The sequence below is a fragment of the Allofournierella massiliensis genome, from assembly GCF_964241245.1.
In the GTDB taxonomy this organism is placed as follows: Bacteria; Bacillota; Clostridia; order Oscillospirales; family Ruminococcaceae; genus Allofournierella; species Allofournierella massiliensis.
The window spans coordinates 54,134-67,909 of the sequence record NZ_CAXSWZ010000014.1 but is presented as its reverse complement, the minus strand read 5'-3'; the positions used below and the strand labels follow the sequence as shown (position 1 = coordinate 67,909).

Below are 13,776 nucleotides of genomic sequence, written 5' to 3'. Positions count from 1 at the left end.
ACAAATTCATAACAGGAGGGTTTTGTCATGATGAAACTTGGTATGTTCACATCCGGTTACCAGCGCAACCCGTTGGAACATTGCTTCCAGGATGCAAAGGAATTCGGCTATGATTACATAGAGCTTTGGGGAGGGCGGCCTCACGCCTATGCACCGGATCTGAAAGCGGGCGATATCAACGAGGTGCGGCGTCTGATTGAGAAATATGAGATGCCGGTGCTGGGCTACACCCCGGAACACAATGCTTACCCCTACAACTACATGATTGGCAGCGAGGCCCAGCGGGAAGACGCGGTGGAATATCTGAAACTGTGCCTGGACATGGCCAAGGAGATGGGGGCGGAATATATGCTGACCAGCCCCGCCAACGGTGGGTATCTTGCCACCTACGACGAGTTATGGCCCCGTCTGGAAAAGACCATCCGGGAACTGGGAGAGCATGCGGCGAAGGTGGGGGTAAAGCTGACCGTGGAAGCGCTGACCCCGTATGAGTCAAACTTCTTTACCCGGGCCAACGATCTGGCCGAACTGTTCCGCCGGATCGACAACCCGTACGTGGTGGGCATGTGCGACGTGGTGCCGCCTTTTGTGCAGCATGAGAGCATCATGGCCTACTTTGACAAGCTGGGGGACAAGATGGATCATATGCACATCATTGACGGGGAACAGGGAACGGACAGCCATATCATGCCCGGTGAGGGAAGCATGCCTCTGCAGGAGATGTTCCACGAACTGGCTCGTATCGGTTACGACCGAACTGCCACACTGGAGCTGGTGCTGGGGTATATCAACGAACCCCGCATGTATGCTCGCCGAGCGGTGGAAAACGTGCGCGCTATGATGGCACATGCGGGTATGTGACCCGTCGAATCAACGGAAAGGATGTGAAGGACCTTTGTTTATCGATATTCATGTACATCCCGCATTTTTTGAACCCATCAACCAGGACGAGCAGCGAGAGGAACTGCGCCATCGGGAACTGGATATCCACCGCAACGGAACCGCCCCGCTGGAGCATATCTTCAACCAGATGCGCTGCGCCGGGCTGGACCGACTCTGCCTGTTGGGCCAGGATTACACCAGCACGGTGGGGGATACGCTGGTGAGCAATGAAGAGATCCATCAACTGGTTGGACTGGCGCCGGACCGCTTTATCGGATTTGCGGGAGCGGATCCGCTTGCACCGGGCGCGGTGGACCGGCTGGAGCATGCCTTTGCGGATTTGAAGCTGCGAGGCGTGAATCTTCATCCCGGCCGCCAGCATTTCTATCCTGCCGACGAGCGGTTGGAGCCGATCTATGCGCTGTGCGAACAGTATGACCGGCCGGTGATGTTCCATGCGGGCCTTTCCTGGGAGCCGGATACACTGACCAGGTATTGCCATCCTCTCTGCTTTGAGGAGGTGGCAGCCCGGCATCCCAAACTGCGCATCTGTCTGGGTCATTTTGCATGGCCCTGGGTGCGGGAGACTGCGATGTTGATGGTGAAGTATCCCAACGTGTACGCCGACACCGGTGCGCTTTATTTTGACTGTGCCCGGGAGTTTTATCAGCAGACCTTTACGCGGGATATCCCGGTCACCTGGATCGATCGATCTCTGCGCCACCAGGTCATGTTCGGGTCCAACAATCCCCGCTTTGAACAGATTCGCATGGCCCAGGCACTGGATCAGCTGGGGTTGCGGGACAGTACGCTGGAGCTGATTCGGGGTGGTAACGCCCTGGAGTTTTTGGGCGGTTCTCTGTAAGGGTGGAAAGGAGAAGGGGCAATGTATATCAAGCCAATCGTACTTTTGACCAAAACCTATAACGAGATGGATGTGATCACTCCTCAGGTGGAGCAGATCGTAAAGGAAAGCGGGATTCAGAACGGAATGGTTACCGTGCTGACCAAGCACACCACCACGGGAATTACGGTGAACGAGGCCCTGGAATGCCTGGAAAGCGATATTGCGCTGTTCCTGCAGCGGCAGGCGCCGGAGGATGCACCGTACAGCCATGCCCGCATGCTGCGGGATTACGGATCTACGGCCGGCAATCCCACCGGTCACCTGAAGGCGTATCTCACCGGAAATCATTGTCATTTCCCTCTGGTCGAGGGAGAAATGATTCGGGGCGGTGCGCAGGATATCTATTTCTGTGAGTTTGACGGTCCGGCGAAACGCACCATCCTGGTCATGATCCAAGAGTGAGCAGGCGTTAAAACAAAGCGGAAGCAAAAGGGCGGAGTTCAGAATGGATTTATTCCTTTCGAACCCCGCCCTTTTCTGTCGAAAAAGATCGACGGACGGCGAAGAAAGAAAGGGCTGAAAACGGAACGGAAAACAGGGTGGGGAAAAGTGTGTGGGAAAAATTCCCAAAAGCGGTATGCCTGTTTATTTATTAACGTACGGTTTGAGGATTCAAATGTTGGACTATCCACAAAGAGAAAATGAGATTTTCCTGCACAACGCCAAAATTTGGGCACTGTGCTTTTTATTTCGGGAATTATATTGATGGCGTTTGTTCATTATGCTAGAATAATTGGCGAAGTGGTATGAAAAACCCGATGTGTTATGTGATGAAAGCCAATTGCCCTCGAGTGGTCCCAACGGGGGCGGAATCATTCCGGCAGCAGCCGGGATATCGTTGTGTGAAAGGAGAATCAGCATGTCGAAACACGAAACAACGACTGCACCCAGCGCGGAGCTGGGACGCAAATTAGGACTGGGCGCTGTGATCGCATTGGGCGTCGGCACCACCGTTGGCTCCGGTATCTTCTCGTCTCTGTCTGAGGTGGCCAATGCCGCAGGAAGCAGCCTGTTCCTGGTGCTTGCCTTCCTGATCGGCGGTCTGCTTCAGGTACCTGCCAACTTCTGCTACGCAGAATTGGCTTCCGCATTCCCTGAGGATGGTGGTCAGTATGTTTACTTCCGTGAAGCCGGGTCCCGCCCGCTGGCCTTCCTGTGCGGCTGGATCAGCTTCTGGGCCACCGATCCCCCGTCCATCTCCATTATGGCGCTGGCGATCGTTAACTACCTGGCTTACTTCCTGCCCATGCACGGCATCGTGCTGAAGATCGTTGCTACGCTTTTCGTGCTGGTGTTCATGATGGTGCATCTGCGCAGTGTGGAGGGAGGCGGCAAGTTCCAGACCTTCATCACCGCCCTGAAAATTCTGCCCTTTGTACTGATTATGGGTGTAGGACTGTTCTTCATGAATGGGTCCACCCTGCTGTCGGCCACTCCTCTGGCGGGCACCACGGTCACCGGAATCACGGCGCTGCTGGCCGGTATCTCCGCCACCACTTGGTCTTTTGACGGCATGGGCGCTGCCTGCTACATGTCCGGCGAGATCAAAGAGCCCGAGAAGAATATGCCCCGTGGTCTGATTCTTACCGCGCTGATCGTTCTGGGCCTGTATGTGGGCCTGACCTTCGTAGCTTCCGGCCTGCTGAGCATCGATGAGCTGGCTTCTTCCGATGCGCCCATCGCGCTGCTGGCCTCCAAGATCCCCGTAATCGGCCAGGGCGCCGACGTGGTGGTTGCGATCATGGCCATCATCGTGGTGATCGGCTCTCTGTCCAGCTGCATCATGTTCCAGCCCCGCATCGAGTACGCGATGGCGCGTGACGGACTGTTCTTCAAGCAGTTTGGCCAGGTGCATCCCAAATACCAGACCCCCGCGTTCTCCATCGTTGTTCAGTGCATGGTGGCTATCGTTCTGATCTTCGCCTCCAGCCTGTCTGATCTTCTGGGTTACTTCACCGTGATCGCATTGCTGAAGAACTTCCTGACCTTCGGCACCATCTTTGTGCTGCGCCGCAAGGAGCATTACAAACCCACCTACAGAATGCCCGGCGGATACGCCATGCCGGTAATCGCCATGGTGATGACTGCCACGCTGATCTACTCCACCTTCATCTGGTCCGCGCTGCCCAGCATCATTGCTGCAGTGGTGGCGGTGGGCACCGGCCTGCCGGCTTACTACCTGATGGAGCGGCAGAACCAGAAAAAGCAAGGGAACGCCTGATCGTTTCCGCAAACCACAACAGTGAATCGGCCGACCGGCAATTGGATAAGGAAGACGGGATTCTATGGAACAGCAATTTCGCGCACGCCCGCGGGACCAGGCAACGGAACAGATTGAGTGCTATATTTTGCAGAACGATCTTGCACCGCATTCCAAGCTGCCCAGCGAACGGGATATGTGCAGCATGTGGCAAATGAATCGGACCACGCTGCGCAGCGCGATCCGCCGACTGATTGTAGAGGGCAAGGTGTACCACCGCAAGGGGGCGGGTACCTTTGTGGCGCCGCCCAAGCTGGAGCGGACGCTGCAGGATGTGAAGTCCTTCACCGATCAGGTTCTGCAGAACTACCGTAGCATGCAGACCCGGCCGCTGGACGTGCGAACGGCAGCGGCCCCCCGCTCGGTGGAAAGAAAGCTGGGGCTTGCGGAGCAAAGCCTGGTCTTCCAGCTGCGGAGACTGCGCTGTATCAACGGACAGCCGGTGACGATTGAGGCCAACTACCTTGATCCGGCAATCTGCCCGGGGATTGAGCAGTACGATTTTTCCAATGAATCCTTCTACAACGTGCTGGCACATTACGGCATTACGGTGGATCATGGTCACCAGACTATCGGTATCACTTACGCCACCGAAGGGGAAAGTGAACTGCTTGAGGTTCCGGTGGGGGCGCCGCTGTTCTATGTGTCCGGTATCTCGTTCGACAGCCAGAACAGGCCAATCGAAGTGTTCAAATCTGTCACGCACGCCGACAAGATCCGGTTTTCCAGCATCCTTACAACACAACCCAAAGAAAAGGTGGAACAGTTATGAAACTGGCAGCAGTTGGCAGCAATTGCATTGATTATTATAATAATGTGGAGGGCGGAACAGCCTATCCCGGCGGCGGCCCGGTGAACATGGCGGTTTACACGGTGCGCAACGGGGGCCAGGCCTCCTACATCGGGCCGGTGGGCGACGATGTGTATGGGCAGATTATGGCCGAAGCTATGACTCGCAAGGGTGTGGACACGAGTCATCTGCACGTGCTGCACGGTCATACGGCGGTTTCCCAGGTGACCCTGGTGGACGGTGAACGGGTATTCGGCGACTATGACGAGGGCGTGCTGGAGCAGTACACCCTGTCGTCGGAAGATATGGATTTCATCAGCACACATGACGTGGTGGTGTGCGACCTGTGGGGCAAGGTGGGCCGTTTCTTCGGCCAGCTCCAGCAGCGCGGGGTAAAAACCGCATTTGACTGTGCCACTCGTCCCGGAGACGCCGCTTGCGCGGAGGCAATCCCCTATACGGATTATCTGTTCTTTTCCTCGGATGACGGAGACACCGAAACCCTGCGTGAGCTGATGAAGGTGCTGCACAGACAGGGGCCCAAACTGGTGATTGCCATGCTGGGCGAGCAGGGAAGTCTGTGCTTTGATGGTCAGACCTTCCATTCCTTTGGGATTGTTCCCTGCCCCAATGTGGTGGATACGATGGGTGCGGGCGACAGCTACATCGCTGGTTTCCTGCATGGCCTGGTGGACGGATTGCCCATTGAGGCGTGCATGGAAAAGGGAGCCGCAACCTCCACAGAAACATTGCAATATTTCGGCGCGTGGCTGTAACCGGTCCCGCATAAGCCGAACAAGAAAGGACTCGACATGGAACACATCGGAACTGGACTTGTCTCTTTGCAGCTGCGGGAGATCATTCGCGCACAAATTGAGGAAGGGATATACCCTCCCGGCACGGCGATCCCACCGGAAAACGAACTGGCAGCCCAATATGATGTGAACCGTCTGACCGTGCGCACAGCCATTGGAGCCCTAGTGTACGAGGGACTGCTCAAGCGGGTGCAGGGCAAGGGCCTCTATGTGCTGGGGGAAAAGATGAACCGGGACCTGGACAATCTGGGCGGGTTTACGCAAACCATCCGGCAGAAAAACGCGGTGCCCTCCACCCGAATCCTCACCAAGGCGCTACGCCCGGCGGGAAACAAGTATGCGTTGGTCTTCGGGATTCAGCCGGAGGACTCCATCTATTACATCAAGCGTATCTGCTATGTGAGCGATGAGCCGGTTTCGTTGGAAGAGGTTTTCATTCCGCATTATGTGGTCCCGAAGCTGGAAGGAATCGATCTGTCCGTCTTTTCGTTGTATGAGGTTTATGATTTTTATCACGTGCGCCCCAAACAAGCGCGGCAAACGCTGGACCTGGCTGTGCTGGAAGCAAACGACGCGCGTCTGCTCGGCATTTCATGCGAGCAGGCCGTGATGCTGTTCGAGTGCACCAGCCAGGATGAAAACGGTCGGGTGATTGAGTTTTCGCGCAACTATACCCGGGGCGACAAGTGCAATTTTACCGTTCATTTTCAAAAATGAGCGTGCCCTGTGAAGGGAGGGCTTGTAATGGGGTTGTTCCGCGGGGAATTTTATTCCCAAAAGCTCCGCATGACCACCCAGCTGTATGTGATCTTCCCGGACCCCTCCAACGATGTAACTCCGCTGTGGACGGGGGAGCCCAGGGTTCTGTATCTGCTGCATGGCCTTGCGGCCAACGCCAGCGAATGGACCCGCTTTTCCAAAATTGAATACTATGCCAAAAAATACAATTTCATTGTGATCATGCCGGAGGTCCAGCGCAGTTTTTACTGCACGGCCCGGTACGGCCCGGACTATTTCGGGTATGTGGCCGACGAACTGAGTGAGTTGTGCAAAACCTGGTTTCGACTGCCCGAAGCAAGAGTCTCCACATTTATTGCGGGGGAAAGCATGGGCGGTTACGGGGCGGTCAAGGTGGCCCTGCGCAGGCCGGAGTGCTTTGCCGCCTGCGCAAGTCTGTCCGGCGTGATGGATTATGCCGCCATGGTGGAACGGGTCCGCAAAGGAGAGTGGCCGGATGTGCTGTCCCAGGAACTGGACGCCCTTCACGGAACGGGCATGCCGCCTGATCCGCAGGAGGACTTGTTTCAGCTGCTGAGGGACCGGGCCAACGACCCTGGGCGCCCCGGGCTGCTGCAGATCTGCGGCACGGAAGATTTTTTGTATGCAGACAACCTGCGCTTTCGGGATGCGGCCAGAGCGGCGGGATATGGACACACCTATCTGGAATGGGCCGGAGAGCATGCGTGGCCCTTCTGGGATGTGGCGATCCAGCGGGCGTTCCAGTATTTTTGCGGAATGGACCTGCAGACCAGCCCGATTTTCTGAGCCGGCGCTTGGCGGGAAAACTGTATGATAGTATGAAAGAGAAGGAGCATTTGTATTATGGTTACGACTTCTATGTGGAACGAACAGACCGGTGCGTGTCTGCGTAATTTTGATGAAAAAGAATCTCTGGACAGTGTAAATGGCGCACTGGCACTGCGTGGCCAGATTGAACAGATCATCGACCAGATCTGGGCCGATGGTTTCGACGGGATCTATTTTATTGGTATCGGTGGCACCTACGCCTCCAGCATGCAGGTGGAGGTCTATATGCGCGGACACTCCAAACTGCCGGTGTTCGTGGAGAATGCCGCCGAATTTTTGACCACGGGCAACCGTCGATTCACCGATCGCTCGGTGGTGATCCTCTCTTCGGTTTCCGGAAACACCAAGGAGATGGTACAGCTGGTGGACCGAGTGCATCAGATTGGCGGCAGGGTGTTCAGCTTTATCGACACGCCGGGCAGTGTGCTGACCCAGCCGGACAAGCAGGATTATCTGGTGGTCTATCCCAAGAACGAACAGCTGAAATTTTACATGGTAGCGAACTACCTGATATACAAAAACGGCGAGTTTGCGGACTATGACCGGTACAACCGGGAGATGGAGGCTCATCTGGCGCAGGTACTGGTGGATGTGGAAAAGGAGTCCGATGCCTGGGCCTACGATTACGCCAAGGCCTGTGTCGCGTTCCGGAACGAGCATCCGGACCTGCCGCGCTACTTCATTGGTTCCGGCAACCAGTATGGTGCCACCTATTCCTATGCCATGTGCTACTGGGAAGAGCAGATGTGGATTCGCACCAAGTCCATCTCCTGCCAGGAGTTCTTCCACGGCATGCAGGAGATTGTGGTGTGGGACACCCCCGTTACCCTGTTTATGGGCGAGGATGAGCAGCGTCCGCTGGCCGAACGGGTGGCGCGTTTCCTGCCCAAGGTGTGCGGCAATTATACCATCATCGATACCAAGGAGTTTGCGTTGAAGGGCATCAGCCCCGAATTCCGCGGCACGATTTCTCATCTGGTGATGCACGGTGTGAACAATCGCGTGGACGCTTACATGGAGCTGTTCCTGCGCCATCCGCTGTCGATACGCCGCTACTACCGCCAATTTGAGTATTGATCCATTTACAGCACGAGCCGCCGCAGCGATTCCTTGCATGAGTCGTTGCGGCGGCTCTTTTCAAAAAGGAGGATGCTAACCATGCTTTGGAGTGAAATCTTATTCGGCGTAAAAAAGCCCATCATCGCTATGCTGCATCTGGACCCACTGCCTGGCGATCCCCGCTTTCGTCCGAACACCGCGATGGAAGAGATTGTGGAACATGCCCGGGCGGACCTGCAGGCGCTGCAGGAGGGCGGCGTGGACGGGGTGCTGATCAGCAACGAGTTCAGCCTGCCCTATGAGCGACAGATGAACTTTGTGACCCCGGCGGCCATGGCCTATGTGGTGGGGCGGCTCAAGCAGGATCTGAGAGTCCCCTTTGGCGTGGACTGCATCTCGGATGGGCGCGCCACGATTGAGCTGGCCGCCGCGGTGGATGCAGACTTTGTGCGTGGGACCTTTTCCGGCGTGTATGTGGGAGATGGAGGCCTGTATAACAATGATTTTTCCAAATTGATGCGCCGGCGTGCGGAGCTGCATCTGCAGCAGCTTCGGATGCTGTATTTTATCAATCCGGAATCCGACCAAAACCTAGATAACAGGCCGTTGGCAGACATTGCTCGATCCACTATTTTCAAGGTCCATCCGGATGGATTATGTGTTTCAGCCAATGCGGCCGGACAAGATGTGGACGAGGAGCTGATTGCCAGTGTTAAACAGGCTGCGCCTCAAACGGTGATCCTGTGCAATACAGGATGTCGGCCAGATACCATTGCCCGTAAGCTGGCGGTGGCGGATGGAGCAGTAGTGGGAACCTATTTCAAGGAGGGCGGTAGACTGGAAAACGAACAGTTGGAGAATGTGCGGGTGTGCGCTGACCGGGTCAGGGAGCTGATGCAGGTAGTGTACCAGGTGCGAGCCAGATGAGGGGGCATAAAGATAGCAACAGAGTTCCGGCCCTGTTGGTTCTGGATCTGGATGGCACTACTTGCGATGACCAGGGGAACATCAGCAGGGAGAACCGGCGAGCGTTGCAATGGGTTCGTAGTCAGGGGAATATGGTCTGCTTTGCCACTGGTCGTCGAGAGGTGGACATGCTTCCACTGGGAGACGTGTCTGACTGCGCCGACTATCTGTTGCTGAACAACGGGGGTAAGCTAGTAGAGACCGGCAGTGGCCGGGTATTGTTCCGGGAACGAATTGATCCAGTGTCGGCTCGGCAGCTGGTGGAATTTTGCTTGCATCATGACTATCTGTTACATGTACTGGCTGGACCGTTATGGGCGGTGAATAAGGAAAATGACAGTCTGAGAGAGTATGCTGATCAGTTGGGGGGGTGGCCCAGCCGATTTCAACACTGTGATCAGTTGCCGCTGGATGACATCGAGGGCTTTACTGTGACCCAGGACTGGAAGCCCGTGTGGGAGTTTGTGCGGCGCAAGGGGCTTGCACTCAGTGTTACGCCAAGCGACCCTACCAGTGTAGACATCATGGCACCGGGAATCAGCAAATGGAACGGTATTTGTCGCCTGCTTTCGCTGCTGCCGGTTCAACCGTTCCGGATCATTGCTGTTGGGGATTACGATAACGACATTGAAATGATTAAGAACAGTGACATCGGTGTAGCAGTGGCCAACGCGCGGCCTCATGTCAAGGGGGCGGCAGATTATGTATCTCCTTTTTGCAATAATGAAGATACAGTGGCCCATATTGTTGCACATTTTTTCGAAGAAATTCAATGAACTGTGCGAATAGTTGTCAAGGAGGTTGAATTGCATGGATGCTACATATTTTATGGGAATTGATACGGGAACAAATTCCAGCAAAGGTGTGATCATTGATGAGGATTGCAATGTAGTGGCGTGTTGTTCTACTCAGCACACCATGACCAATCCGAAGCCGAACCACTTCGAACACGATGCCGAAAAAGATTGGTGGGGCGATTTCTGTCGTATCAGCCAAGGGCTATTGAAAAAATCCGGGATTGATCCGGTTCAGATCAAGGCAGTGGGGCTTAGCGCATTGGGAGCTGATTGCCTTCCAGTTGATGAACAGTGCCGTCCATTGCGCAAGGCCATTTTGTATGGCATTGATGCGCGAGCAGGAAAAGAGATTGAACAGTTGACCAGCCTGTATGGCCCAGAACAAATCCGCCGCTGGTATGGTCGTCCACTGTGCTCTAGCGATGTAATGCCCAAAATCCTGTGGATCAAAAATAACGAGCCAGAGGTGTATGCCAGAACTTACAAATTTTTAACTGGCTCCAGTTTTCTTGCGGCAAAGCTGACAGACAATTATGTGGTGGATCGTTTCTTGGGGCTGGCCAGTTTCAATCCGTTGTATGATCCGAAAACCTGGCGACCGGTCCCGGAACTGTGCGCGCCTGTTTGTCGGCCGGACCAGTTGGCGAAGGTACAGGAGGCAACGGATCTAGCGGGCTATGTGACCGAGGCTGCGGCCAAAGAGACAGGCCTGTCCCCGGGAACACCAGTGATCACGGGGACAGATGATTCCGGTGCTGAAGCTATCAGCGCCGGCGTGGTGGAGCCGGGCAAAATGATGATTCAGTTTGGTTCCTCCATCTATATGATTCTGGGTACCAGACACCTGGTGGACGACGAGCGGTTGTGGCGTGAGCAATTCATTGTGCCCGGACTGTGCGATATCTCCGCGGGTACGAACACTGGTGGCAGTTTGACCAAATGGTATAGAGATGAACTGTTCAGTGATGCATTGGAACAGGAGAAAAAGACGGGAATTGATGCCTATCAACTGATGCTGGAGGGAGTGGATCAGGTACCGCCAGGTTCGGACGGATTGATCACGCTACCCTATTTTGCGGGAGAACGCACACCGGTCAATGATCCGCTGGCATGTGGTATCTTGTTTGGACTCACGATCTCCCATACGCGTCGGCATTTATATCGCAGCGCGCTGGAAGGGGTAGCGTATTCCATTCAGCAGCAGCTACGCCTGATGGAAAGTCATGAGGATGTGTCCATCGATCAAATCTTTGCTGTGGGCGGCGGGGTGAACAATGCGCTGTGGATGCAGATTGTGGCGGATGTAACGGGCAGAGAGATCAACACGCCGGACGTCACAGTGGGAGCGAGTTACGGCGATGCCATGATGGCCGCAGTAGGAGTGAGACATCCGGGATTTGAGAATTTTTCTTGCTTGGCTCAGCATATCAAAACGGGAACAGTATATAAGCCTGATTTCAAAAAATATAAAATCTACCAGAAGTATCAGGCAATATATGATAAGCTCTATGACTCCACTTGCGAATTGATGCATATGATGACCCAAGAGCAATAATGAAGCGCTCTTTCTATGGTAATATCAACGCCTTTTTCGAAGGATATCTTGTCTGATGGACACAGAATACACTAACTAGCTTATCTGGGAGGCCAAGTAAATTGAAACATTCGGCGTATACATGCAAGCACTTCAGACCTGAAGCAGCAAGTGTTCCGCTAGTTACGTTTTGGAAGAAAGCTAAAGGCGTAGAGCGTCAAATTTAAAATGCGCACGTTGCTTTATCATCGGCGGATGCGGGGCAATTGATCAAAATTTTGTGCACCTGTGTTCCATTATCGGCGGAAGGAGTGAAAACCATGAGAGTCATGAGCGAAAAAATAATGGGATATATTATGTTATACGTTGATCAATATTTCTGCGATATGCATAGATTTCCCTCAATTGGGGAAATTGCTCAGGGAGTCGGCATTCCGCGAACGACTGCCTATCGCTATCTGGTAGAGATGGATAGACGCGAAATGATTGAATACGATGGAAAGTCTCGTAGGGTTATCGAAACAATACGTATTAATATCGCAGAAAGGAAGCGGAGCCATGCGAGTTATGAGCGAGGAAACGATGGCCGATATCATTTCATTTGTTAACCAATACTTCTGCGACAAACATACCATTCCTTCCGTTGGGAAAATTGCGCAGGGCGTTGGTATTCCTAGATCGACTGCCTACCGCTATCTGGTCGAAATGAACAATCGTGGAATGATTGAATACGATGGAAAAGCGCGAATGATACGTACGCCAATCATCAGGAAATTTGCTCCTGAGTCAGCGCCCTGTCCGTTTGTAGGGGCTATCCCGTGTGGATCTGCACAGATAAAGGAGGAAAATGTCAGAGAATATATTAGACTGCCAGTTTCTCTTTTCGGGAAAGGAAAGTTTTATATTCTGGAGGTTTCCGGTGATTCCATGGTTGATGCGGGCATTGATCCTGGCGATTTGGTTGTGGTCCGAACGGATTGTACCGCTGAGATTGGGGACATTGTTGTTGCTCTTACCGAGGACAATGAAAGTACTCTGAAGGTGTTTGGCGGTGTTGATGAGGAGACTAAGAATGCGATTCTTGAATACCGGAATCAGGCAAAGTATCCGAATCAGAAGATTTTCGCGAGCCAGCGGATTGTTCGGGGCATAGTAAAACATGTGATTAAGGCACTGGAGCAGGAATTGGAATGAGAAACAAAATAGAGCGCGGTTCGCAAAAACAAAAAACGGGATGTTCTCTGTTTTTTCAAAGGCCTGTGGGCTGCGCTCAGAGCAGCACGGGGCTTTGTGCTGCACGGTCCATCTGTCCGGCAGAATTCAGAAAACACATTTTGAGAATTGGTCGTAAACTAGAATTGCGTTTCTGCTGCAGAGATGCCCGGAAACGCCGGTTGCCAATCTGTGGGAAATGGGGTAGAATAAAGGCTGCAAAACAAACACAAGGAAGGAACTTCTTTTATGATAAAAGCAGTCATTTTTGATATGGATGGCCTGATGTTCGACACCGAGCGACTGTGGGATACCCTGTGGGAGCCGGCCTGCCAGGCGCTGAACCTGGCCATGCCGGCAAATCTTGAGGAATTCCTGGCCGGTGGCCGGGGCCTTGCGGGCACCAAGCTGAACGAACATATTCAAAAATATTTCCCCCAGATCGATCCGCAGGTGATTGTGGAGAAGGTGTGGGAGCTGGCGGAGGAACGGTTTGGACAGGGCGTGCCCTGCAAGCCGGGCCTTGAGGAGCTGCTTAAGACACTGGAAGAGAAAAAAATTCCCCGGATTGTGGCCAGCTCCAGCCCCCGGGCGTTGATTCTGAAAAACCTGGAAACCACCGGGATGAGCCGCTATTTCGAGCAGGTAGTCTGCGCTGCGGATGTGCGGTTCAGCAAGCCCGCTCCGGACATTTTTCTGGAAGCGGCCCGCCGCCTGGGCGTGGACATCCACAAATGCCTGGTTCTGGAGGACAGCTTCAACGGTGTGCGTGCCGGTCATGCAGCCGGAGCAGTGACGGTGATGGTGCCGGACATTGCCCAGCCGGATGAGGAGATCCGCGCACTGTACAACCGCTGCTGCCGGGATCTGCACGAGGTGCGCCAGCTGTAAAAAACAAAAAACACCGCCTGATCGGAACAAGCCGGTCGGGCGGTGTTTTTTGCTGTGTTTCAAAAAAATCGGGGAA

General features: G+C 54.1%; 15 protein-coding genes. All 15 read left to right on the top strand.

The features are described 5' to 3' along the window. Window positions 1-27: 27 nt before the first annotated feature. The 15 genes from frlC to ACESYO_RS09060 all read left to right on the top strand — a co-directional run bounded on the left by frlC (window position 28) and on the right by ACESYO_RS09060 (window position 13,700). Entirely contained in the window at window positions 28-861 is an 834-nt protein-coding gene (gene frlC / locus ACESYO_RS09130; protein WP_242868427.1) for a fructoselysine 3-epimerase, read from the top strand. Between the two features lie 34 nt (window positions 862-895). Beyond that, window positions 896-1,747 carry an amidohydrolase family protein gene (locus tag ACESYO_RS09125; RefSeq protein ID WP_058965528.1) on the top strand — a complete coding sequence of 284 codons (852 nt, stop codon included), beginning with the start codon at window positions 896-898 and terminating at the stop codon, window positions 1,745-1,747. Window positions 1,748-1,768: 21 nt separating this feature from the next. Next, the gene (locus tag ACESYO_RS09120; RefSeq protein WP_058965531.1) at window positions 1,769-2,191 is read left to right on the top strand and encodes a secondary thiamine-phosphate synthase enzyme YjbQ; all 423 of its coding nucleotides are present in this window, start codon (window positions 1,769-1,771) and stop codon (window positions 2,189-2,191) included. A 457-nt stretch (window positions 2,192-2,648) separates the two neighbouring features. Further along, window positions 2,649-4,010 (top strand): amino acid permease, encoded by a 1,362-nt coding sequence (locus ACESYO_RS09115; RefSeq protein ID WP_373209838.1) that lies wholly within the window; start codon window positions 2,649-2,651, stop codon window positions 4,008-4,010. Between the two features lie 64 nt (window positions 4,011-4,074). Then, window positions 4,075-4,821, top strand: a complete 747-nt coding sequence (locus ACESYO_RS09110) for a GntR family transcriptional regulator (protein ID WP_373209837.1) — start codon at window positions 4,075-4,077, stop codon at window positions 4,819-4,821. After that, a complete protein-coding gene (frlD, locus tag ACESYO_RS09105) occupies window positions 4,818-5,615 on the top strand; it encodes a fructoselysine 6-kinase (protein ID WP_087184670.1) in 798 nt (265 codons plus the stop codon). Before ACESYO_RS09110 ends, frlD begins: the two co-directional genes overlap by 4 nt. 36 nt (window positions 5,616-5,651) lie before the next feature. Further along, entirely contained in the window at window positions 5,652-6,371 is a 720-nt protein-coding gene (locus tag ACESYO_RS09100; RefSeq protein ID WP_373209836.1) for a GntR family transcriptional regulator, read from the top strand. Between the two features lie 27 nt (window positions 6,372-6,398). Then, complete coding sequence (locus ACESYO_RS09095; RefSeq protein WP_373209835.1) at window positions 6,399-7,199, top strand: alpha/beta hydrolase; 801 nt, start codon at window positions 6,399-6,401, stop codon at window positions 7,197-7,199. A gap of 57 nt (window positions 7,200-7,256) precedes the next feature. After that, window positions 7,257-8,318: an SIS domain-containing protein gene (locus ACESYO_RS09090; protein WP_373209834.1), complete on the top strand. Its 1,062-nt coding sequence runs from the start codon at window positions 7,257-7,259 to the stop codon at window positions 8,316-8,318. Window positions 8,319-8,399: 81 nt separating this feature from the next. Continuing rightward, entirely contained in the window at window positions 8,400-9,227 is an 828-nt protein-coding gene (locus tag ACESYO_RS09085; protein WP_058965545.1) for a BtpA/SgcQ family protein, read from the top strand. A gap of 35 nt (window positions 9,228-9,262) precedes the next feature. Beyond that, window positions 9,263-10,042 carry an HAD family hydrolase gene (locus ACESYO_RS09080; protein WP_373209833.1) on the top strand — a complete coding sequence of 260 codons (780 nt, stop codon included), beginning with the start codon at window positions 9,263-9,265 and terminating at the stop codon, window positions 10,040-10,042. 34 nt (window positions 10,043-10,076) lie between these two features. Next, the gene (locus ACESYO_RS09075; protein ID WP_373209832.1) at window positions 10,077-11,618 is read left to right on the top strand and encodes an FGGY-family carbohydrate kinase; all 1,542 of its coding nucleotides are present in this window, start codon (window positions 10,077-10,079) and stop codon (window positions 11,616-11,618) included. Window positions 11,619-11,917: 299 nt separating this feature from the next. Then, window positions 11,918-12,205, top strand: a complete 288-nt coding sequence (locus ACESYO_RS09070) for a helix-turn-helix domain-containing protein (protein ID WP_077138582.1) — start codon at window positions 11,918-11,920, stop codon at window positions 12,203-12,205. After that, window positions 12,165-12,791, top strand: coding sequence for a LexA family protein (locus tag ACESYO_RS09065; protein WP_242868429.1), 627 nt, complete (start codon window positions 12,165-12,167; stop codon window positions 12,789-12,791). Before ACESYO_RS09070 ends, ACESYO_RS09065 begins: the two co-directional genes overlap by 41 nt. Window positions 12,792-13,058: 267 nt before the next feature. After that, on the top strand, window positions 13,059-13,700 hold the full coding sequence (locus ACESYO_RS09060; RefSeq protein WP_373209831.1) for an HAD family hydrolase: 642 nt from the start codon (window positions 13,059-13,061) through the stop codon (window positions 13,698-13,700). The last annotated feature ends 76 nt before the right edge of the window (window positions 13,701-13,776 follow it).

Bases quoted from the DNA above. Each gene is read 5' to 3' on its own strand.
- ACESYO_RS09120 (WP_058965531.1), top strand. From the start codon at position 1,769: ATGTATATCAAGCCAATCGTACTTTTGACCAAAACCTATAACGAGATG.
- frlD (WP_087184670.1), top strand. From the start codon at position 4,818: ATGAAACTGGCAGCAGTTGGCAGCAATTGCATTGATTATTATAATAAT.
- ACESYO_RS09070 (WP_077138582.1), top strand. From the start codon at position 11,918: ATGAGAGTCATGAGCGAAAAAATAATGGGATATATTATGTTATACGTT.
- ACESYO_RS09075 (WP_373209832.1), top strand. From the start codon at position 10,077: ATGGATGCTACATATTTTATGGGAATTGATACGGGAACAAATTCCAGC.
- ACESYO_RS09095 (WP_373209835.1), top strand. From the start codon at position 6,399: ATGGGGTTGTTCCGCGGGGAATTTTATTCCCAAAAGCTCCGCATGACC.
- ACESYO_RS09115 (WP_373209838.1), top strand. From the start codon at position 2,649: ATGTCGAAACACGAAACAACGACTGCACCCAGCGCGGAGCTGGGACGC.
- ACESYO_RS09060 (WP_373209831.1), top strand. From the start codon at position 13,059: ATGATAAAAGCAGTCATTTTTGATATGGATGGCCTGATGTTCGACACC.
- ACESYO_RS09110 (WP_373209837.1), top strand. From the start codon at position 4,075: ATGGAACAGCAATTTCGCGCACGCCCGCGGGACCAGGCAACGGAACAG.
- ACESYO_RS09085 (WP_058965545.1), top strand. From the start codon at position 8,400: ATGCTTTGGAGTGAAATCTTATTCGGCGTAAAAAAGCCCATCATCGCT.
- ACESYO_RS09100 (WP_373209836.1), top strand. From the start codon at position 5,652: ATGGAACACATCGGAACTGGACTTGTCTCTTTGCAGCTGCGGGAGATC.
- frlC (WP_242868427.1), top strand. From the start codon at position 28: ATGATGAAACTTGGTATGTTCACATCCGGTTACCAGCGCAACCCGTTG.
- ACESYO_RS09090 (WP_373209834.1), top strand. From the start codon at position 7,257: ATGGTTACGACTTCTATGTGGAACGAACAGACCGGTGCGTGTCTGCGT.
- ACESYO_RS09065 (WP_242868429.1), top strand. From the start codon at position 12,165: ATGAGCGAGGAAACGATGGCCGATATCATTTCATTTGTTAACCAATAC.